At 66.6% G+C, this 22,339-nt stretch carries 14 protein-coding genes; 13 read left to right on the forward strand and 1 reads right to left on the reverse strand.

Annotated features, from left to right (window positions below; genetic code table 11):
- Positions 1 to 2: 2 nt before the first annotated feature.
- Positions 3 to 1,229 carry a PQQ-dependent sugar dehydrogenase gene (locus A9D14_RS17005; protein ID WP_066850539.1) on the reverse strand — a complete coding sequence of 409 codons (1,227 nt, stop codon included), beginning with the start codon at positions 1,227 to 1,229 and terminating at the stop codon, positions 3 to 5.
- A 221-nt stretch (positions 1,230 to 1,450) separates the two neighbouring features.
- On the opposite strand from A9D14_RS17005, the gene A9D14_RS17010 reads away from it, so the two are divergent.
- The 13 genes from A9D14_RS17010 (at position 1,451) to A9D14_RS17070 (ending at position 22,306) form a co-directional block, all read left to right on the forward strand.
- A complete protein-coding gene (locus A9D14_RS17010) occupies positions 1,451 to 3,691 on the forward strand; it encodes an acyl-CoA dehydrogenase (protein WP_066850541.1) in 2,241 nt (746 codons plus the stop codon).
- Entirely contained in the window at positions 3,688 to 4,950 is a 1,263-nt protein-coding gene (locus A9D14_RS17015) for an acetyl-CoA C-acetyltransferase (protein ID WP_415877359.1), read from the forward strand. Before A9D14_RS17010 ends, A9D14_RS17015 begins: the two co-directional genes overlap by 4 nt.
- A complete protein-coding gene (locus A9D14_RS17020; RefSeq protein ID WP_066850545.1) occupies positions 4,950 to 7,037 on the forward strand; it encodes a 3-hydroxyacyl-CoA dehydrogenase NAD-binding domain-containing protein in 2,088 nt (695 codons plus the stop codon). The genes A9D14_RS17015 and A9D14_RS17020 overlap by 1 nt, the downstream gene beginning before the upstream one ends.
- Complete coding sequence (locus tag A9D14_RS17025) at positions 7,037 to 8,881, forward strand: acetyl-CoA hydrolase/transferase C-terminal domain-containing protein (protein WP_083988175.1); 1,845 nt, start codon at positions 7,037 to 7,039, stop codon at positions 8,879 to 8,881. The genes A9D14_RS17020 and A9D14_RS17025 overlap by 1 nt, the downstream gene beginning before the upstream one ends.
- Positions 8,882 to 9,031: 150 nt before the next feature.
- Positions 9,032 to 10,567 (forward strand): efflux transporter outer membrane subunit, encoded by a 1,536-nt coding sequence (locus tag A9D14_RS17030; protein ID WP_066850547.1) that lies wholly within the window; start codon positions 9,032 to 9,034, stop codon positions 10,565 to 10,567.
- Positions 10,564 to 11,940, forward strand: a complete 1,377-nt coding sequence (locus tag A9D14_RS17035) for an efflux RND transporter periplasmic adaptor subunit (protein ID WP_066850549.1) — start codon at positions 10,564 to 10,566, stop codon at positions 11,938 to 11,940. The genes A9D14_RS17030 and A9D14_RS17035 overlap by 4 nt, the downstream gene beginning before the upstream one ends.
- The gene (locus tag A9D14_RS17040) at positions 11,937 to 15,074 is read left to right on the forward strand and encodes an efflux RND transporter permease subunit (RefSeq protein WP_332459788.1); all 3,138 of its coding nucleotides are present in this window, start codon (positions 11,937 to 11,939) and stop codon (positions 15,072 to 15,074) included. The genes A9D14_RS17035 and A9D14_RS17040 overlap by 4 nt, the downstream gene beginning before the upstream one ends.
- Positions 15,075 to 15,201: 127 nt before the next feature.
- Positions 15,202 to 15,666: a hypothetical protein gene (locus tag A9D14_RS17045; protein WP_157668292.1), complete on the forward strand. Its 465-nt coding sequence runs from the start codon at positions 15,202 to 15,204 to the stop codon at positions 15,664 to 15,666.
- 162 nt (positions 15,667 to 15,828) lie between these two features.
- Entirely contained in the window at positions 15,829 to 17,055 is a 1,227-nt protein-coding gene (locus A9D14_RS17050) for a phospholipase A (RefSeq protein ID WP_232469021.1), read from the forward strand.
- 220 nt (positions 17,056 to 17,275) lie between these two features.
- Positions 17,276 to 17,923: a hypothetical protein gene (locus A9D14_RS17055; protein WP_157668293.1), complete on the forward strand. Its 648-nt coding sequence runs from the start codon at positions 17,276 to 17,278 to the stop codon at positions 17,921 to 17,923.
- Between the two features lie 165 nt (positions 17,924 to 18,088).
- Positions 18,089 to 19,771 carry an ABC transporter transmembrane domain-containing protein gene (locus A9D14_RS17060; RefSeq protein ID WP_066850558.1) on the forward strand — a complete coding sequence of 561 codons (1,683 nt, stop codon included), beginning with the start codon at positions 18,089 to 18,091 and terminating at the stop codon, positions 19,769 to 19,771.
- A complete protein-coding gene (locus A9D14_RS17065; RefSeq protein WP_066850559.1) occupies positions 19,764 to 20,816 on the forward strand; it encodes an efflux RND transporter periplasmic adaptor subunit in 1,053 nt (350 codons plus the stop codon). The genes A9D14_RS17060 and A9D14_RS17065 overlap by 8 nt, the downstream gene beginning before the upstream one ends.
- Before the next feature lie 20 nt (positions 20,817 to 20,836).
- Positions 20,837 to 22,306, forward strand: a complete 1,470-nt coding sequence (locus A9D14_RS17070) for a TolC family protein (protein ID WP_232469023.1) — start codon at positions 20,837 to 20,839, stop codon at positions 22,304 to 22,306.
- Positions 22,307 to 22,339: the final 33 nt, after the last annotated feature.

The raw sequence follows: 22,339 nt of genomic DNA on the forward strand, positions 1-22,339 counted from the left end.
GGTCAGCGCGCGCCGGGTCCGCTGCGACCGTCATCGGCTGAGGCCGGGCGCAGTTCCATCGGCTCGAAGCGCCAGACCGCGCCCTTGCTCTCGCCGCTGGCATTGGTCAGCAGATAGACCGCGCCGTCCGGTCCCTGCTCCACCTCGCGGATGCGGGTGTTAAGCGGGATGAACTGCGTCCCCGCGATCGCGCCGTCTTCCATGTCGACACGCTCGACCCCGCCGGCGGAGAGCGAGCCGAACAATATGTCGCCCTGCCACTGCGGGAACATCTCGCCGGTATAGACGATCATGCCCGACGGGGATCGCACCGGGCTCCACACATGAGCGGCGTCGGCGTATTCGGGATATTCGGTGGGGTCGGGAATCTCGACCCCGTCATAGTTGATGCCCCAGCTGACCACCGGCCAGCCGTAATTCGCGCCGGGGCGAATTTCGTTCAGCTCGTCGCCGCCCAGCGGGCCCATCTCGGCCACCCACAGCGCGCCGGTTTGGGGATGGATGACGGCAGCCTCGATGTTGCGGTGGCCATAGGACCAGATCGCGTCATTCGCCTCGGGCTGGTTCACGAAGGGATTGTCTGCCGGGATAGAACCGTCATCGTTCAGCCGCACGGTCACGCCCAGCGTGTTCGACAGGTCCTGCGCGGGGCCGAACTTGAACCGTTCGCCCAGCGCCAGGAACAGCTTGCCGTCGGGGCCAAAGGCGATGCGATTGCCGTAATGATTGGGACCCTCGACCTTGGGTTCCTGCCGCCAGATCACCTCGAACCCTTCCAGCCGGTCGCCGGTCAGCATCCCGCGTCCCAGCGCCGTTCCCGCGGTTCCGTTCGGACCGGGTTCGGCGAAAGAGAGATAGACCATGCGGTTGCTGGCGAAATCGGGGTGGAGCGCCACGTCCATCAGCCCGCCCTGCCCCTTGGTGTCGACACTCGGCACGCCGGACAGTGGAGCGGAGACGGTGCCATCGGGCGATACGATCACAAGATCGCCGGGGAGTTCGGTCACCAGCATGCGCCCGTCGGGCAGGAAACTCATGCCCCAAGGCGTGTCGAGACCCTTCGCGACTTCGACAACCGAGATATAGGTGTCGTCGGTGGCGATGGATTCGACCTGGTTGGGCTGGTCGGGCGCCTGCGCGCCGGCCGACGTGGCAGCGGCCGCGATCAGGATAGCGGGCAGGGCGGCAAGATGGCGGGCGCGGATTTCACGCAGCGAGGCTCTGGTCATGAGGTTCGGTATCCCTGTTGTGAAGCGTGGACGTTCGGGAGCGAGGGCGGCGATCGGCGATCCGGTCGCGCATCATGAATCTGAACCCCACACGCCGTTCACCGTTCCCCCCGGCGTTTTCAGGCGGTCGGGCGGCCATGCCCGCGGGCGGAACCTTCGCTGTTTTGACCCATTACCTAGGGACAGCCCCCATTGCGTCCCTTGGCCGAAACGAGCCTGTCATGATCGAAACAATCCGCCGCAACTTATTGTCCAAGCCCATTTTTCAATGGGCCAAGGGCAGCCTGCCCTCGCTTTCCGCCACCGAACGCGAAGCGATGGAAGCGGGCGATACCTGGTGGGATGCCGACCTGTTCAGCGGATCGCCCGACTGGGAGAAGATGCGCGACATGGCCCCCGCCTCGCTGACCGAGGAGGAGCAGGCCTTCATCGACGGACCGGTCGCACAGCTGTGCGACATGCTGGACGACTGGCAGATTTCGTCCGTGAACATGGATTTGTCGCCGCAGGTGTGGGAATTCCTTAAGAAAAACAAGTTCTTCGGGATGATCATTCCCAAGGAATATGGCGGCCTTGGCTTCAGCGCCTTTGCCCATAGCGAGGTGAACAAGCGCATTTCCAGCCGTTCGGTGACCGCAGCGGTGACGGTGATGGTCCCCAATTCGCTCGGCCCCGGCGAATTGCTGATGCAGTTCGGGCTGGACGAGCAGAAGGACCATTACCTGCCGCGCCTTGCCGACGGGCGCGAGATTCCCTGCTTCGCGCTAACCAGCAACGAGGCCGGATCGGATGCCTCGGCGATGATCGACCGGGGCGTTGTGTGCAAGCGGACCGTGGACGGCAAGGAAGTGCTCGGCATCTCGATCACTTTTGCCAAGCGTTATATCACGCTGGCGCCCGTCGCGACCGTGCTGGGGCTGGCGTTCAAGCTGTTCGATCCGGACCATCTGCTGTCCGATGTCGAGGACCCCGGCATCACCGTCGCGCTGGTCCCCACCGATACGCCCGGCGTCGAGCATGGGCGGCGGCATATCCCGTCGATGCAGGCGTTCCAGAACGGGCCAGTGACCGGCAAGGACGTGTTCGTGCCGATCGACGCGATCATCGGCGGGCGCGAGCAGATCGGGCAGGGCTGGAAGATGCTGATGGCAGCGCTGGCGGCGGGGCGGGGCATCTCGCTGCCCTCTCTGGCGACGGCGGCGGCATGTCTGGCCGCGCGGACGGCGGGCGGCTATTCGCGCATCCGCGAGCAGTTCGGCATCCCCATCGGCAAGTTCGAGGGGATCAAGGAGCGACTGGGCCGCATCGCGGGCATCGCGTACGAGCTTGAGGCCGCGCGCCGCTTTACCTGCGCGGGGCTGGACCAGGGACATCACCCATCCATCGTGTCGGCCATCATGAAGGCGCATGCCACCTATCGCATGCGGCAGGCGGTCGACGACACCATGGACATCCATGCCGGCAAGACGATCATCGACGGGCCGAAGAACTATTTCGGCAATGTCTATCGCTCGGTCCCCGTGGGCATCACGGTCGAGGGCGCGAATATCGTGACCCGCAGCCTGATCATCTTTGGCCAGGGCGCCATGCGCGACCATCCCTATCTGCTGAAGGAAGTCGTCGCGCTGGAACGGGGCGGCAAGGACGGGCTGGAAGCCTTCGACGAGGTGGTCTGGAAGCATGCCGGGCATATCATCAGGAACCTGGCCAGCAGCTTCGGCAATGGCTGGACCGCGGGCAAGCTTGCCGATGGCGGCGGCGCGGGCAAGGTGAAGGGCTATTACAAGCAGCTTTCCCGCTATGCCGCGGCGCTGGCGACCTGCGCCGAAGTGGCGCTGATCTCGCTGGGCGGCACGCTGAAGCGCAAGGAAGCGATCTCGGCCCGCTATGGCGACATATTGTCCGAACTCTATCTGTTGAGTGCGGTTCTGAAGCGCTGGGAGGACGACGGCTGTCTCGACGAGGATCTGCCGCTGGTCGAATGGTGCTGCGAAACCGGCTTCCAGCGGATCGAGGACCGCTTCGACGCGATCTTCGTCAATTTTCCGGTGCCGGTGCTCGACAAGGTGATGCGCGCGGTCGCCATGCCGTTCCGCAGCCATCCGCGCGGCCCCAGCGACGAGGTGATTTTCGCATGCGCCGACGCGATCCTGTCCAGCGGCGCGCAGCGCGACCGCATCGCTTGCGGCGTACATGTCGGGCCGGGGCCGGTCGCCGACCTGGAACGTGCGCTCGACTTGGTCGAGCGGACGCAGAGGCTGCGCGACAAACGCAAGGAACATGGCGCGGAAGCGCTGAACGACGCCGAACGCGAAGCATTGGAAGAAGCGGAAGAAGCCGTCGCCATCGTGGTCGCCACCGATGATTTCGACCCTAAGGACCTTCGCGGTCTGGTCGTCCCGGAAGAGGAGCAGGAGCCATCACCAGAGCAGCCCGATCTGAAGCTCGTCCAGTCTATGTGATCGACGGGCTTCGCACGCCCTTCATCAAGGCGCGCGGCAAGCCCGGACCTTTCAGCCCTGCCGACCTTGCCGTGCAATGCGGCAGGCCGCTGCTGATGCGCCAGAAATTCCCGCGCAATGCGTTCGACGAGGTGATCCTTGGCTGCGCGAACCAGATCGCGGGCGAGATGAATGTCGCGCGCGTCGCGGCGCTGCGCATGGGATGCGGCGATGCGATGCCCGCCTATACGGTGCATCGCAATTGCGGGTCGGGCATGCAGTCGCTGGATGAGGCGTTTCGCAATATCGCGCATGGCGACATGAACCTGGTGCTCGCCGGCGGGACCGAGGCGTTGAGCCGTGCCCCGCTGATCCTGTCGGACGAGGCGACCGAATGGCTCGCCGCGTTCCAGGGCGCGAAGAGCGCTGCCGACCGGGCCAAGGCGCTGACCGATTTCAAGCCGTCCTTCCTCTCGCCCGAGATCGGGCTGAAACAGGGGCTGACCGATCCCGTCTCCGGCCTTGCGATGGGACAGACGACCGAGGTGCTGGCCCACCGCTTCGGCATCAGCCGCTGGCAGGCCGACGAATATGCGATGGAAAGCCACCGCCGTCTTGCGCAGGCGCAGGAGGAAGGCTGGCTGGACGACGAGGTCGAGCCGATGTTCGCGCCTGACGGCACCGTCTACGACCATGACGACGGCGTGCGGCCTGACAGCAACATGGAACAGCTTGGCGGGCTGAAGCCGGTGTTCGAGCAATACGGCGATGTCACCCCCGGCAATTCGAGCCAGGTGACCGATGGCGCGTGCTGGATGATCCTCGCCTCGGGAAAGGCGGTGGAGGAACACGGTTTGACACCGATCGCGCGCATCCTGGACAGCGAATGGGCCGCATTGGCGCCCGACATCATGGGGCTTGGGCCGGTCCTGTCCTCGACCCCGCTGATGCAGCGGGCCGAGCTGTCGCTTGGCGACATAGACCTGTGGGAATTGAACGAGGCTTTCGCCGCGCAGGTCCTTTCCTGTCTTGCCGCCTGGGAAGACGGGGATTTCTGCCGCGAGGTGCTGGGCCTCGATACCGCGCTGGGGCGGGTCGAGCGGGACAAGCTGAACATCGACGGCGGGGCAGTCAGCCTGGGCCATCCGGTCGGCACCAGCGGCACGCGCATCGTGCTGCATCTGGTCAATGCCTTGCGCCGCACCGGCGGCAAGCGCGGCATCGCCACCGAATGCATCGGCGGCGGGCAGGGCGGAGCGATGCTGGTGGAGGTGCTCTGATGGGTGACAAGACTATGACGAGCGCGAAGGATTATCTCTCGCCCAAGCCGCTGACCGGTACCGAGGGCACGCGCGGTACGCACTGGCTGACGCATGAGGAAGGCCAGCGCATCTGGCTGATCCTCGACAAGCAGGACGCCTCGACCAACACGCTGGACGAAGCGGTGCTGCGCGAGCTGGACGGCCTGCTGGACGAGGTGGAGAAGGGCGACTGGAAGGCGGTGGTCTTCCGCTCTGCCAAGCGTTCGGGCTTTGCGGCCGGCGCCGACCTCAAGCAGTTCCAGGGTATCGAGACCGAGAGCGAGATCCGCGCCCGGATCGACGAGGCCAATGCGGTGATCGACCGGATCGCCGCACTGAAGCCCACGACCATCGCGGCGGTGCATGGCGCCTGCGTGGGAGGCGGGCTGGAACTGGCGCTGGCGTGCGATTTCATCGTGGCGCGGGAAGATGCGTCGCTGGGTTTTCCGGAAGTGCTGGTCGGGCTGCATCCGGGGCTGGGCGGCACGGCGCGGTTTACCCACCGGATCAGCCCGCTGGAAGCGATGAAGCTGATGCTGACCGGCAGGACGGTCGATGCACGCAAGGCGAAGAAGCTGGGCTTCGTCGACGCGGTGGTCGCCGAACGCAATATCGCCAATGCGGTCGACACGGCGGTGGACGGCAGGCTGGAGAGGCGCGGCGGCGGCGCGGCGGTCACGGCGATGAATTTCTATCCGGCGCGCAGGGCGATGGCCGCGCAGATGCGCAAGCAGACCGAGGACAAGGCCCCCAGCGAGCATTACGACGCCCCCTATGCGCTGATCGAATTGTGGGAGAAGCACGGCGGTTCGCTGCACGACATGCTGGAGGCGGAACATGCGTCCTTCGCCAGGCTGCTGCCGACCGAGACGACGCAGAACCTGATCCGCGTGTTCTTCCTGCGCCAGCGGCCTCAGCAGAACGGCAAGGGCGATTCCGGCATCACCCGCGTGCATGTCGTCGGCGCGGGCACGATGGGGGCGGAAATTGGCGCGTGGTGCGCCCTGAAGGGCATCGACGTGACGATCCAGGACCCCAGCCGCGAGGCTTTGGGCAAGGCGGTGGCGAAGGCGTTCAAGTTGTTCGACCGCAAGCTGCACGGTGCCGAACTGCTGCGCGCGAAGGACCGCTTCACCCCCGATCTTCACGGCGAGGGCGCGCGACATGCCGGCCTTATAATCGAGGCTGCGCCGGAGAAGCCCGAGCTGAAGGCCACCATCTATGCCCGGATCGAGGAGAAGGCGAAGCCGGACGCGGTGATCGCGACCAATACCTCCAGCCTGAACCTCAATGATTTGGCGAAACATCTGAAGAAGCCCGAACGCTTCGTCGGCATCCATTTCTTCAACCCGGTGTCGAAACTGGACCTGGTCGAAGTCGTCCGCCACGACGGCAGTGCATCGCAAGCGTTCGAGACCGCGCAGCAATTCGTCGGCGACATCGGCAAGCTGCCGCTGCCGGTCACGGCCTCGCCCGGCTTCCTCGTCAACCGGGCGCTGATGCCTTATCTGGGCGAAGCGCTGCTGATGATCGACGAAGGCATCCAGTGCGAGCGCATCGACGAGACCGCCGAGGAATTCGGCATGCCGATGGGGCCGGTGGAGCTGGCCGACCAGGTTGGTCTGGACATCTGCCTTGCGGTCGCGGATTCGCTGGCGCGCGACCTCGACCGGCCGATGCCCGAAGTGCCCGCCTGGCTGCGCGACAAGGTCGAGCGCGGGGAGCTGGGCAAGAAGTCCGGCAAGGGCCTGTACGAATACGATTCCGATGGCGAGCCTCAGAAGGACCGGGTCGACGGTCCGGTCACGCCGCAACTGGGCGAGCGGCTGATCCTGCCGATGCTGGATGCGGTCGCCTTTGCCATCGACGAGGGCGTGGTCGAGGATGCGGACAGCGCCGATGCGGCGATGATCTTCGGCACCGGCTTCGCGCCGTTCCTTGGCGGGCCGATGCATTATGCGAAATCGCGCGGCTTCGGGAACATCGCCAATACGCTCGACCGGCTGGAGAGCGAGCATGGGCCGCGCTTCAGGCCCAGCGCGTGGTGGCGCAAGGCCAGGGACTGATGCGCCGCTTCGCCGATGCCGACGCGCTGGCCGGGTGGATCATCGAGGCACTCGGCCCCGAGATCGTGACCGGACTGCCGCTGGGCATCGGCAAGGCGAACCATGTGGCCAATGCGCTGTTCGCGCGGGCAAAGGCCGATCCGGCGCTGCGACTGGAGATCCTGACGGCGCTGACGCTGGAACGCCCGCGTGCTTCCTCAGACCTGGAGGCGCGGATGCTGGAGCCATTCGTCGAGCGCGTGTTCGGCGGATATGTCGAACTGGCCTATGCCGAGGCGCTGCGCGGCGGCGGCCTGCCCGCCAATGTCCATGTGTCGGAATTCTTCGTCAATTCGGGCAAGTGGCTGTCGAACGCCGCGGTCCAGCAGCATTACACCAGCGTCAATTACACATCGGTCGCGCCCGACATCATATTGAAGCGTCCGATCAACCTGCTCGCCCAGCTGATCGCGGTGGACGAAAGCGGGCCTCGGCCGCGCTACAGCCTGTCGTCCAACCCAGACATCACGCTGGACGTGCTGCCCGAACTGACGGCGCGGCGCGAGGCGGGGGAGAAATTCCTGTTCGTGGGGCAGGTGAACCGCGACTTGCCGTTCATGCCGGGCAGCGCGGAACTGTACGCCGATGATTTCGACGCGATCCTCGACGATCCATCGGCCGAGTTCCCGGTGTTCACCGTGCCGCGCAATCCCGTAGGCACCGCCGATTATGTCGCGGGGCTGCATGCCGCCAGCCTGGTCCGCGACGGCGGCACGCTGCAGATCGGCATAGGATCGCTGGGTGATGCAGTGACATACGCGCTGATCCTGCGGCACCGGCACAATTCGCTGTTCCGCGAATTGCTGGCGCAGGTCACCGACGAGCAACGCGAGACGGCTCCGTTCGAGGAGGGGCTCTATGCGTCGAGCGAGATGTTCGTCGACGGTTTCCTGGACCTGTATGACGCAGGGATATTGAAGCGCCGTTCGGCCAGCGGCCATGTGCTGCACAGCGCGTTCTTTGCCGGGTCGCGCGACTTTCTGGACCGGCTGAAAGCGATGCCCGAGGAACGGCGGCGCGATTTCGACATGACCCCGGTATCGTTCACCAATGCGCTTTACGGAGACGAGGACGCCAAGCGGGCCGACCGGCCGCATGCGCGTTTCCTCAACAACGCGATGAAGATCGACGTGCTGGGCGCGGCGCAATCGGACACGCTGAGCGATGGCCGGGTGGTCAGCGGGGTCGGCGGGCAGCATGATTTCGTCGAACAGGCGCTGGCGCTGCGCGGCGCGAATTCGGTGATGCTGATCCATTCGCATCGCATCAAGGACGGCAAGGCCGAGCCTAACATCGTCTGGCAACTGGACCGCACGACCATCCCGCGCCACATGCGCGACGTGGTGGTGACCGAATATGGCGTAGCCTGGCTGAAGGGCGCAAGCGATGCCGAATGCATCGAGCGCATGGCCGCCATCGCGGATTACCGCTTTGCCGGCGGACTGGCCGCAAGGGCGCGCAAGGCGGGCAAGCTGGGCAAGGGGGCCGAACCGCATACCGGCGGCAACCGGCCCGAACGATTGCGCGACCTGCTGGCGAAACCGCGCGCGGAGGGGTTCTTTCCCGACTTCCCCTTCGGCAGCGATTTCACCCATGCGGAGCGCACCGCCCTGCGCGCGCTGGCGTTTCTGAAGGAGTGCGGCCGTTCGAAAACCGCGCTGGCACGCACCTTCGCCGCGGGGCTTTTCGCGGAACCGGATGCGGATCAACGCGCCGCGCTCGACCGGTTGGAGATCGGCGGCGGGGTGAAGGACCGATTGTACCGCGCGCTGCTGCTGGGTGCGTGGCGGCGGGCGGCGGGGTGATATCGCGCGGGAACCGATGCGGGCCTGTCCTGTTGAGGACATTGGTGGGCAGGCAGTGCTGACGCGCTGTAACGTCAGTTCAGGGCTTCGCTTATCGCAATCCAACCGCATCTCTTCGGTCCAATCGCATGCCTCGCCCTGGCGGGGTGCATGGCCGGTCCCGATTTCGAGCGACCCGATCCCGCCGTGCCGCGTGACTATGTCTCGGGCCGAACGCCGGCCGCGACCCAGGCGGCGGACGGGCTGGCGGGGGATGCGCAATATTTCCTTCCCGGAGCAGACCTGCCGCGTGGCTGGTGGCACTGGTTCGGTTCGCCCGAACTGGTCCTGCTGATCGAGCGGGCCTTTGCGGGTAGCCCCGACCTCGCAGCCTCGCGCGCGCGGCTGCGTGGGGCGGAGGCGCAATTGCGGGCACAGCGCGGGCTGCTGGTGCCGCAGCTGGGGGCCAGCGGATCGGCATCCTATGGCAGCGGCGGCGGAGGCGGGCAGGGCGCGGGCCAAGGTGGCGGCGGACAAGCAGGCGGTCAGGGTGGCGGGCAAGCAGGCGGTCAGGGCTTCGGGGCCGAGGCGTTCACCGTCTATACCGCCGGAGCGAGCGTGTCCTATGACCTCGACCTGGCGGGCGGAAACAGGCGGCGCGTGGAAGCCGCCGCCGCCGAATACCGCAGGCAGGCGCAGGAATTGCAGGCCGCCTATCTGGCGCTGATCGGCAATATCGTCAGCGCAGCGCTGGAATCCGCGTCGCTGCGCGCGCAGATCGAGGCGCGCGAGCAATTGATCGCGGGCCAGAACGAAAGCATCGAACTGGCGCGCATCCGCGTCGAGCAAGGCGCGGACGCCCGCGCCGACCTGGTGACGCAGCTGGCCGATGTGGCGGCCCTGCGCGCGACCATTCCGCCCTTGCGCTCGCAGCTGGCGGCATCGGACAACCGGCTGGCCCTGCTGATCGGATCGCCCCCTGCCGAAGCGGAGATCCCGCGCGTCGAGCTGGCCGATCTGCGCCTGCCCGAGGCCGTGCCGATCAGCCTGCCGTCGCGGCTGGTTCGCACCCGGCCCGACATACTGGCTGCCGAGGCGCTGCTGGCGCGCCGCAGCGCCGAGATCGGGGTTGAGGCGGCGGACCTGTATCCCAACCTGACGCTGGATGCCGGGTTCGGGCTGTTCGGCGGCGCGGGCGGGCTGGCGCTGGCAGCGCCCGATGCGGTGTTCAACCTGGGCGCGGGGCTGTTCGCGCCGCTGTTCGACGGCGGGCGGCGCGAGGCGGAGGTCGACGTGGCGGTGGCAGCCTATCAGGAAGCGCTGGCGCTGTACCGCGGGCAGGTGCTGGGTGCGTTCGTCGAGGTGGCGGACGGGATCCGCGCGCTTGAGAACGACGCCGCGGCACTGGCGGACCAGCGAACGGCGCTCGAAGCGGCGCGCGAAAGCCTGGAACTGGCACGCTTTCGCCGCGCCGAGGGGGCGATCAGCCAGATCGATGTCCTGACCATCCAGCGGCGGTACGAAGAAGCGCGCTTTGCCTATATCGATGCCATCGCCAGCCGCTTCCAGGACACGGCGGCGCTGTTCGCGGCGCTGGGGTCGGGACCGCTTGGCGATGCCGAGCTGGCGGGCATCTCGGCGCGCGAATATCTCGATTACACCCATGCCGAGCTTGAGGCCGGGCGCATACCGGAGGAGGGGCTGTGAGCGAACGAATGATCGACGGACGCCCCGGCCTGCCCGCGCCAGAGGAACACCCCGCCCTGCCGCCGCCCGAGGGAATGGAGCCCGGCGCCGGCAATGACGACAAGGCGCCGGAGGAAGGCGAGCAGGATTTCTGGCACCGCCGCCGCTTCTGGCTGGCGGTGGGCATACTGGTCCTGTTGACGCTGCTGGTGGCGTTCTGCGGCGGCGGCGGCGACGATGATCAGCAGCAGGGCGGCCCCCCGGTCGCCGCCGTGTCCGCGGCTGAGGCGGAAGCACGGGTCTGGAGCGGCGAGCTGACCGCGGTCGGCACGGTCGAGGCGATCCAGGGCGTCGAGGTGACGACGGAGGTGGCGGGCATCGTGTCGGACATCGGATTTCGCAACGGCACCAGCACCCGCGCCGGGCGCACGCTGGTGCGGCTGGACAACACCACCGAGCAGGCGGAGCAGGCCGCCCTGGTCGCGCAGCGCGGTGCCGCGCGGCTTGCCTATGAACGCGCGCAAAGGCTGATCGAACGCGGGGCTACATCGGAAGCCGAGCTGGAAGCCGCGCGCGCCGAATGGCAGAACCTGGCCGCGCAGGTCCGCCAGGTCGGCACGGTGATCGAGAAGAAGCGCATCGACGCGCCGTTTTCGGGCATGCTGGGCATCAGGCAGGTGAGCCTGGGCGAATTCGTCTCGCCCGGAACGCCGATCGTGTCGCTGCAGCAGCTGACGCCGATCTATGTCAATTTCGAGCTTCCCGAACGCGCGCTGCGCCAGATCGACGAGGGGCTGCCGATCTCGGTCCGCAGCGCGGCATTCGACGACCGGATCTTCACCGGGCGCATCACCGCCATCGATCCCGACATCGACGAGCGGACCCGGTCGGTCCAGGTGCAGGCGACGCTGCCCAATGCGGATCGCGCGCTGCGGCCCGGCATGTTCGCCGACGTCACCATCGACCTTGCCGGTTCGCGCGAGGTGGTGGCGGTGCCCACCACCGCGCTGACCCGCAATGCCTATGGCGACCTGATCTATGTCATCGACCGGCTGAGCGAGGAGGAAATGGCACGGCGCCGCCAGCAGCGCCACCAGTCGCAGGATGACGGCGGCTTCCTGTCCGGCCTGTTCGGCAGCGGCGATGATCGGCAGGACGGCGGTTCCGAGCCCCGGAACGGCGAAGGCGGCAGGGACCGCCCGCAGCTGGTCGCGCGCGCGGTGTTCGTCGAAGTGGGCGAGACGCGCGGGCTCTATACCGAGATCACCGAGGGGATCGAGCCGGGGATGCGCGTGGTCACCGCCGGCCAGCTGAAATTGGAGGACGGCGCGCCGGTCCGCATCGTCGAGCGCGACGCGCTGAAGGGCGCACAGCGGGTGCCGCGCCGGCCATGATGCGCTTCCTCACCCGCTTCGTCGAACGGCCCGTGCTGGCCAGCGTGGTCAGCCTGGTCATATTGCTGCTGGGGCTGCAGTCGATCACCTCGCTCACCACGCGGCAGTTTCCCGAGATCACGTCGGCCACGATCAACATCAACACGCCCTATATCGGCGCGGATGCGGAACTGGTGCGCGGCTTCATCACCACCCCGCTGGAACAGGCGATATCCGAGGCGGAGGGGATCGACTACCTGCAATCGACCAGTACGCAGGGCCAGTCGAGCATCCAGGCCTATCTTGAGCTGAACTACGACCCGAACGACGCGGTCGCGCAGATCCTGACCAAGATCAACCAGGTGTCGAACCAGCTTCCGCCCGAGGCGGAGAACTCGATCGTCTATGTGACGAGCGAGGCCGAGACCGATGCGATGTATATCGCATTCCAGTCGGAAAACCTGACCCCGGCGGAAATGACCGATTTCCTCAATCGCGCGATCCGCCCGCGGATCGAGACGATCGACGGCATCCAGCAGGCGCGCATCCAGGGCGCGCAGACGCTGGCCCTGCGCGTATGGCTGGATCCGAGGCGAATGGCCGCATTGGGCGTCGCGCCGTCCGACGTGCAGCAGGCATTGGCCAGCAGCAACTATCTTGCCGCCATCGGGCAGACCCGGGGATCGACCTTTTCCCTGCCGCTGAACGCCGGGACCAGCATCGACGATGTCGATGTGTTCCAGCGGCTGATCGTGCGGCAGAACGGCAACGCGTTGGTCCGGCTTGAGGACATCGCCGAAGTTGCGCTGGGGTCCGAGGGCTATGGCAGTTCCACCTTCATCAACGGCCGACCCGCCGTGTTCATGGAGGTCGAGGTCGCGCCCGAGGCGAACCTGCTGTCCACCATCGAGCAGGTGAACGAGCTGTTCCCGAGGCTGCAGGAGGACCTGCCCGCCGGGACCAGCGGCACCATCGTCTATGACGCGACCGTCGCCATCGATTCCAGCATCGACGAGGTGGTGAGCGCGCTGTGGCAGGCGCTGGCCATCGTGACCGTGGTGATCCTGCTGTTCCTGGGGTCGTGGCGCTCGGCCCTGGTGCCCGTCATCGCCATGCCGCTGTCGATCGTGGGCGCGTTCTTCATCATGAACATGCTGGGTTATTCGATCAACCTGCTGACCCTGCTGGCGCTGATCCTGGCCATCGGGACCGTGGTCGACGACGGGGTGGTCATCGTCGAGAACGCGATGCGCCATATCGAGGAGGGTGAGGACCCCGACCTTGCCGCCAAGAACACGGTGAAGGAGCTGGCGTCGTCGATCGTGGCGATGAACGTGGTGGTGCTGGCGGTGTTCCTGCCGGTCGGGCTGATCGGCGGGCTGACGGGCAGCCTGTTCACGGAGTTCGCCTATACCATCGCGGGCGCCACGCTGATGAGCGGTATCGTCGGGCTGACCCTGTCGCCGATGATGTGCGCCAAGGTGCTGAAGCCGCACAGCGGCGACAAGAAGGGCATCGCGCGCTGGGTCGACCGGGGATTTCGCCGGACCAGCACGATCTATGCACGGCTGCTGGGCAAGGCGCTGGATGCGCGCTGGGTGGTGCTCGCAGTGGGGGGGGGGATCCTGGTCAGCTGCTGGTTCCTCTACAGCTCGGCGCAGCGCGAGCTGGCCCCGCCCGAGGACGACGGTTTCCTCATCGTCTCGGCCGAGGCGGATCCCAATATCTCCATCGACCAGCTGGAGCGCTGGACGGCGCAGCTGGTCGACATCGTCGCGGGCTTCGATTCGGTGGATCTGGCCTTTGCCAACAACGCGGGCGAGGGCGGCGGCAGCGCGTTCGCGGGTGCGGTAATGAAGGACTGGGGCGAGCGCGAGCATACGCAGCAGGAGCTGCAGCCCGAGCTGAACGCCGCGGTGCAGGAGGTCGCCGGGCTGCAGGTGTCGGTAATCTCGCCGTCCACCCTGCCGGGCGGCGGGGGCGGGCCGCCGGTGCAGTTCGTCATCGCCTCGATCGACGAGCCGCGCGCGATCCTGGAGCAGTCGGAGCGCATCGTGCAAGCCGCGAACGCCAGCGGGCTGTTCCAGTTCATCGACAGCGACCTCACCTTCGACCGGCTGCAGGGCGAGCTTGAGATCGACCGCGAGAAGGCGAGCGCGCTGGGCGTCGACATCGCCCGGCTGGGGCAGGACCTCTCGACCATGCTGTCCGAGGGTTATGTCAACTATTTCAGCCTGAACGAGCGCAGCTACCGCGTGATCCCGCAGGTGGAGCGCGAGTTCCGCCTGCATCCCGAGCAGCTTGAGAACTATTACGTCCGCGCCAATCCGGACGGGCCGCCGGGGCAGGGGGTGAGCGAGGCGGGCGGAACTCTGGTGCCGCTTAGCGCCTTTGCCACGATCACGACCGATGTGCGGCCCAGTGCGCTCAGCCGGTTCAACCAGCTGAATGCCGCGATCCTGTCGGGCGTCCCGGCCGAGGGCGTTTCCATCGGCGAGGCGATCGAGTTCCTGCAGGGCGAGGCGGAAAGCCTGCCGCAGGGCTACTCCGTCGATTACGCGGGCCAGTCGCGCCAGTTTGTCGAGGAGGGATCGAATATCGCGCTGGCATTCGGGCTGGCGGTGATCCTGGTGTTCCTGACCCTGGCCGCCCAGTACGAAAGCTTTCGCGATCCGGCGGTCATGCTGGTCAGCGTGCCGATGAGCCTGGCCGGCGCCTTGGTATTCTTCGCGCTGGGCGTGGTGAGCGCCAATATCTATACCCAGATCGGCTTGCTGGCGCTGACCGGGTCGATCATTCGCCACGGTATCCTGCTGGTCGAATTCGCCAACCAGATCCAGCGTGACGAGGGCGCGGACCGGCGGCAGGCGATGGAGAAGGCGGCGGCGCTGCGGCTGCGTTCGATCCTGATGACGACCATCGCCACGCTGATCGGGCTGGTCCCGCTGCTGATCGCGTCGAGCGGACCGGGCGCGAACAGCCGCTTCGCCATCAGCTTCGTGCTGGGCGTGAGCATGGCGATCGGGACGCTGTTCACCCTGTTCGTTGTCCCCGCGCTCTATACGCTGGTCGCCAGCAAGCGATCGGAAAGCGCCGAGGGCAGCAAGGAAGGCGCCGGTCAGGGAAGTGGTGAAATGGCCGGAGCAGCCGCATAAACAGGCCTGATCGCCCGCAATTACCCCGTCGGGCCTCGCCCCGTCGCGGGCAGGGGGCGCCTTGGGCGATATGGCGGCACTGCTTGCCGTGCGGCTCGTTGCAAACATATACCCACAGGAGAATGCCATGAACACGAAGATGCTTTTCGGCAGCCTGCTTGGCGCTGCCATGTTTGTAACGCCTGCGATGGCGCAGGTCGTGCCTCAGGAAGAACCGATGCCGGGCTCGCTGCCCAATACCGCGGATCCGCGCGACACCATGCCGACGTCGCCATTGCCGCCGTACGAGGACCGGGCGAATCTCGACAATCCCACCGATCCGGCGATGAACCCGATGGACCACACGATGGGTCCGCCGACGACGCCGATGCCGCACAATGACGCGATGCCCGATCGCCCCGCCGTTCCCCCGGCTGGCGAGACCGTGCCGCAGACGGTGGCCCCCACGATCGACACCGATGGCGACGGCATCATGGATGCCTGGGACCGCGACAGGGACATGCGTCCCGACGCATGGGACACGACCGGCGACGGCATGGCCGATACGATGGACGACAATTACGACGGCGAGCCGGACATGTCGCCGATGTGATGAAGCGCCCTTTCCCCGCGGGTCTGCGCGGCCATCATGGCGCTGCAGGCCCCGCCAAGGGCGAATGCCCAAGGGCGGAAATCTTGAACGACCGCCATGCTTGCCGCATGGCGGTCGTTGCATGTTTCGAACCCAGTTCCGACCCAAGGTAAGCCCCGCCCCATGACAATGTCCCTTCCCGCCCGCCTGCCGCGTATCGCCGCCGGTTCGACATTGGCGCTAGCAGCCGTGATGGCGGTGCCAGCGGCTGCCCAGCCGCGCGTGCTGGTCGAATCGATCGCGCCGGGCGCGGATGCCTCGTCGGTCGCGGTCGAGGTCGCGGTGATCAATGCCGCCGATGGCCCGGGTGCCGCCTTGCCGGCGGAGGTTCCCGCGCAAGTCGACGCCACGCTGATCGCTGCCGAGCGGCAGTACCGCGTGATACTGACGTGCAGTCCCGATGGCGCGGCTCGGATCGAACCTGGTCAATTCGCTACGGCAAGCTGCAGCTTTGCGCTTCCCGGCGCGGTTCCAGCGGGGGCCGACATGCAGCTTTCGCTCGGCGGCGCGGCGCCGGCCTATGCGTTCTCGCTTCCCGCCGTGCGAGGCGAGGACGGGGAGGGCAGCAGGCTTGCGCTGGGGCTGCCGCTGGCGGATAGCGCGGTACCATCGGCCCAGCCCGAGAGCGGAAACGCTTTCCTGGGCAATCTGTCGGTCTATCAGCCGATCTATGCCGCCTATGGCCCCGGCACCAACAGCGATGCGCGGTTGCAGATCAGCTTCAAATACCAGCTGTTCGGCGATGCGGGCGCTGTCGGCGGCGATGCGCCGATCGTGAACGGCGTGCATTTTGGCTATACCCAGCGGCTGTTCTGGGACCTGGGCGCGGATTCCTCGCCCTTTCGCAACATCGATTTCATGCCCGAGCTGTTCTACCTGCAACCCGCGGTCGAGGTCAGCAATGGGCTGGCGCTGGGCGGACAGCTGGGGGTGCGGCACGAATCCAACGGGCGCGACGGCGCGCAGTCGCGCAGCGCCAATACCGTCTATCTGCAGCCTGTCGGCACGTTCGATGTGGGGGACTACACCGTCTCGGTCGGGCCGCGCCTGTTCTTCTATGTCGGAGACCTCGAGGATAATCCCGATATCCGGCGCTATCGCGGATCGACCGGGCTGTTCCTGGAAGTGGGGCAAGACGACGGGCTTCGCCTGACGACGCAGAGCCGGTTCAACTTCTCCAGCGGCAAGGGCGCGGTCGAGGGGGAATTGTCCTATCCTCTCGACCGGATCGTCGACACCGACCTCAACCTCTATGTCTTCGGCCAAGGATTCGTGGGCTATGGCGAGAACCTGCTGGATTATGACCGCCACACTACGCGCCTGCGGATCGGCTTTGCCATCGTGCGCTGATCGCACTTCGCTGTTATGTTCAAGGCGGCCTTAGAATATTGGGCCAAGCCCCTGTTTCATGTCCACTTTCCGCAAGACTCCAACAAGTCCTTCCGAATCGGGAACTGCCCGCGCCGGGCGTCGTAGGTTCAACACATGACACATATCGAACAACCGGGTGGTTGTGCCCCCGAAAGGGCGGAGCCGGCAGGAGATACGTAAACACGGAAAGGATACAGACATGACACTCAAGGCATTGATGACAGCGGGAATTGGCGCTGCCGCACTCTTGGCCGGACCTGCCATGGCGCAGGCCCCGAACTCCCAGGACTGGGCACAGCGACAGGCGCAGAACGAAACCGTCAGCGCCCAGCGCATGATGAGCGGCGATGTGACCAACGGCTTCAACATGCTTGGCAATGTCAGCGACATCGTGCTGAACGCGCGGGGCACCGCCGTCGAATATGTCCTTTACGAAGTGCCGTTCCCCTATGACGTCTATACCGCCGAGGACGGCTTCGTGCGGTGGGACAATATCGAGGTCGAGCGCGGCGTGGGCTCGGGCCTGGACCTTCGCATCGATGGCGAGGCTTCCGCCTATGCCAAGGAACAGCTGCAACTGACCCGCGCCGAAGCCGGTGACCGCCTGGTCAGCCGGATCGTGGGCAGCGACCTTACCTTCTCCGACGGACAGATGCGCGAGATCGACGATATCCAGTTCGATCCCGAAAGCGGCATGATCACCAATTTCGTGGTCGAGATGGACGAGGACAGCCTGTTCGACGAGGATACGCGCCTTGTCCCGGCGGCGATGGTGATGCTCGACCCGCAGGGCGTATGGACGGTGCGGCAGCCGGTGACGTACAACTGGACCGTCTGGGCGATGTGACGGCGCGGCCAGCGGCCTGCACCGTGCCTTGGCAGCACGGGCGGCGGGCCGCGGGTGGACCGGAAACAATAAATTACAGTTTACCGCATTAATCCGGCTTTTGGCGCAGGCGATCACTCCGTATGTACCGCGCCTGCGAAAAGGTGCGATCTGCAAGGAGCTGCTGTGGCGGGACAAAGACTGGGTTTACGTGACGCCGCGCAGTGGATAGCGGAAATCATCGGGCCCGATTACGCCTATATCCGCATCGGAATCGTCTATACCGTCGCCATTACCCTGCTGTCGCTTGCGACGCCGATTTCCGTCCAGGTCCTGATCAACAGCGTCGCGCGCACGACCCTGCCCGCGCCGCTGTGGACCCTGTCGCTCGTGCTGCTGTTCCTGCTGCTGGTGGTGGCGGGGCTCAGCGCGCTGCGCCTGTATGTCATGGCCATGTTCGAGCGGCGGATCTTCGCGCGCGTGGTGGCCGAGATCACGGTGCGCGCTGTGCACGCGCAGAATCCCTATTTCTCGGACGCGAACAGCGGGCATCTGTTCAACCGCTATTTCGACATGCCGGTGCTGCAGAAATCGATCCCCAGCCTGGTGATCGGGGCCTTTACCATCATCCTGCAGGCGATCGTGGGGCTGGCGGTGACCAGCTTCTACCACCCGTTCTTCCTGGCCTTCAACATGGTGCTGGTGACGCTGGTGTTGCTGATCTGGCTGCTGTGGCGGCGCGGCGCGGTAACGGGCGCGGTGGGGCTTTCGCATGCCAAGCACAATGCCGCGCACTGGCTGGAAAGCGTCGGCGGGTCGAACGGCTTCTACAAGTCCAGCCGCTATGTCGGGTTCGCGATGGACCGGACGGAGCGCGTGACCGCCGCCTATATCGACGCGCACAAAAGCTATTTCCATTTCAGCTTCTCGCAGGCGGTCGCCTATTTCCTGCTGTACGCGCTGGCGAGCGCGGGGCTGCTGGCGCTTGGCGGGAACCTGATCATCCAGGGGCAGCTGTCGATCGGCCAGCTGGTCGCGGCAGAGCTGATCCTGTCAGGCGTATTCTACGGCATCTCGCAGCTGGGCTGGTATCTCGACACCTTCTACGACATGGCCGCCAGTTCCGAGGAGCTGTCGCTGCTGTTCTCGATCCCGCAGGAAAGCAATCGCGCTTCGGGCGAGGAGCCGTCGGACGGGTCCGTCCGCATGCGCGAGGTGGTGCATGGCGTGGCGCATCTGTCCTTCGCGATGGCCGGCGGCGAGCAGGTCGTCGCGGTGGTGGAGCCAGGGCTGGAGCGCGTGCTGGCGGGCCTGCTGAAGCGGCACATATTGCCCGACCGGGGCCAGGTGCTGATCGGCAAGGGCGATCTGGGTACGTTCGACATGTACCTGCTGCGCTCTGCCGTGACGGTGCTGAACCGGCCGACCATCGTCGAGGTGACGATCCGCGAATATCTGACGCTCGCGGTGGACGAGGGGGACAGCAAGGCGATGATGATGGCGCTCGACACCGTGGGGCTGGGCCGCCGGGTCGCCACCCTGCCCGAAGGGTTCGACACGCTGCTGTCCTCGTCCGGTGCGCCGCTGACCATTGCCGAGGTGATGCAGCTGAAGCTTGCCAATGCGATCCTCAGCAGGCCCAAGGTGCTGCTGATGTCCGAACTGTTCGACATGATGCCGGTCGAACGGCTGAAGGCGGCACTCGCCCGGCTGCGGGAAAGCGACACGACCGTGCTGCTGTCCACCCGCCGGCCCGAGGCGATCGCGCTCGACGCCTATATGTGGCTGGGCAACCGCGAGCAGTGCCGCTTCGCCAGCCACGGCGACCTTCGGCAATATGTGGCCGAGCGGGAGCATCAGGATGCCTGAGCGTCCCGAGAACCGGCAGCATTTCAAGACGCTCGCCTCGCTCAGCCCGCCGCGCATCGCGGTGGTGATGGCCTGGCTGATCGGGCTGGGCTTCGTGCTTGTGGTTGCGCTGCTGTTCGTGCCCTGGGTGCAGACCGCACAGGGCATGGGCAAGGTCGTCTCGCTGGATCCCGACGATCGGCCCCGGCAGGTGACATCGGTGATCGAGGGGCGGGTCGAACGCTTTTTCGTCAGCGATGGCGACCAGGTGCAAGCGGGCGATCCCATCGCGCGCGTGGTCGATGTAGATCCCGGCCTGCTCTCGCGCCTGAGCGCCGAGCGCGCGCAGCTTGAGGCGGAGATCGCCGCGATGCAGCAGGCGCGGCAGGTCGCGGCGATCGATGTCGGGCGCACGCGCCAGCTGCTGGAAGAAGGGCTGGCATCGCGCCGCGAATACGAGCAGTCGCAGATCCGCATCGCCGAGGCCGACGCCACTATCGCGGAGGCGCGCGCCGCCATCAACCGGATCGAGACCGAGATCAATCGCCGTTCCGAACAGGTGGTGCTCGCCCCGCGCGAAGGGCGGGTGCAGCAGGTCAACGGCGAGCTTGGCGGGCAGCTGATCGATGCCGGCACCGTGCTGGCGGTGATCGCGCCGGAACAGGTCCAGCGCGCGGTCGAGCTGTATGTCGACGCGCGCGACGTGCCTATCATCGAACGCGGCAGCCCCGTCAGGCTTGAGTTCGAGGGCTTTCCCGCGATCCAGTTCAGCGGTTGGCCCAACCTGGTCTATGGCGTCTATGACGGACAGGTGCGCACGATCGATCCGGTCGCTGGTCCCAATGGCCAGTTCCGGGTCATCGTGGAACCCCTGCCCGGTGCCGAACGTCCGTGGCCGGGCGAACGCTATGTCCGGCAGGGCAGCAATGTCGTGGGCTGGATCCGCGGCAACACCGTCACCGTCGGGTTCGAGATCTGGCGCCAGCTGAACGACTTCCCCTTGCAATACGACCGCACGGCGAGCGAGACGTCCGAGCCGGGCAGCGGGTGGGGTTCGTCCTCTTGATCGGGATCGCGAAGGGATTGATGGCCGGGTTCGTCGCCGCCGCTGCCTGCGCGGTGCCGGCGATGGCGCAGGATGCGGCCGCCCCCATCGCCGCGCCAGACGTCGCTGCGCCAATACCGCAGGCCGACGTGCCAACAGACGCGCAGCAGGCCGGGCCGCTGACCATCGACGAGCTGCTGCGCCGGTCGGCCCGCACCGCGCCCCAGATCATCGAGGCGCTGGCCCGCATCCGGCAGGCGCAGGGCACCGCCCTGCGGGCCGAGGGCGCGTTCGACACCGTCTTCGATGTCGAGGGGCGCAGCCGGGTCACCGGCTATTACGGCGGCACGGTGGTCGACGGGGAGGTCAACCAGCCTTTCACGACCAATGGTGGCTATGCCTATGGCGGCTACCGCATCAGCCGGGGCGATTTCCCGATCTACGAGGACAAGGCCTTTACCAACGAGCTGGGCGAGCTGAAGATCGGCGCGCTCTATTCGCTGCTGCGCGACCGGCTGATCGACGAGCGGCGGGCGCAGCGCTCGATCGCGGCGCGCGGCATCGACATCGCCCGGTTCGAGGCGGAGGCCGCCGCCATCGGCGTGCAGAGCCGCGCGATCGAGGCCTATCAGGACTGGGTCGCGGCGGGGCTGCGGCTGCGCGCCTATCGCGAGCTGCTGGGGCTGGCGCAGGACCGCACCGGGGGGATCGACCGGCAGGTCGCGCTGGGCGCGCAGCCGCGCATATTGCGGACCGAGAACGAGCAGAACCTGGTCCGCCGCCGCGCGCGGGTGATCGAATCGGAGCAGGCGTTCCAGGCCGCGGCGGTGCGGCTGTCTTTGTTCTATCGCGACCTGGACGGCAATCCGATCACGCCGGGCGCCGACCGCCTGCCGCAGGATGCCGAGGCGCTGGCGCTGCTGTCGGTCGACCCTGCTTTTCGCCTGACCCAGCGGCCCGAACTGCAGAGCCTGCTGGCGCAGATCGACCAGTCCGTGCTGAGCCTTGCGCTCGCGGAGAATGCGATGAAGCCGCGTTTCGACCTGCTGGGCGAAGTGGCCAAGGACATCGGCGACCGGGGGCTGGGCGGGCCGAGCCGCTCCCCGCTCGAGACCATCGTGGGTTTCCGCTTTTCGGTGCCGCTACAGAACCGCGCAGCGCGCGGGCGCGTGCTGGAGCAGGAGGCGAAGCTGGACGAGCTGGCGATCCAGCAGCAATTCCTGCGCGACCGGATCGAGAACGAGGTCGAGACGATGCGCATCGCGCTGGAAGGCGCGCAGCAGCTGGTCGAGACCGCGCAGCAGGAATACGAGCTTGCGTTGGAGCTGGCGCAGGCGGAGCGGCGGCGCTTCCAGCTGGGGTCGAGCAATTTCTTCCTGGTCAACCAGCGCGAGGAAACCGCGACCGACGCGCAGATCCAGCTGATCGCCGCCAAGGCCCGCATCGCCGCCGCCCAGGCCGACCTTGCCGCCGCCACCGTCGACCTCGACGCGCTGGGACTGGCCGAATAGCGCAAGATCCGCGTGTCTTTCGGCACGTTTCGC

Origin of the sequence: Croceicoccus marinus (genome assembly GCF_001661675.2) — a bacterium.
GTDB classification, from domain to species: domain Bacteria; phylum Pseudomonadota; class Alphaproteobacteria; order Sphingomonadales; family Sphingomonadaceae; genus Croceicoccus; species Croceicoccus marinus.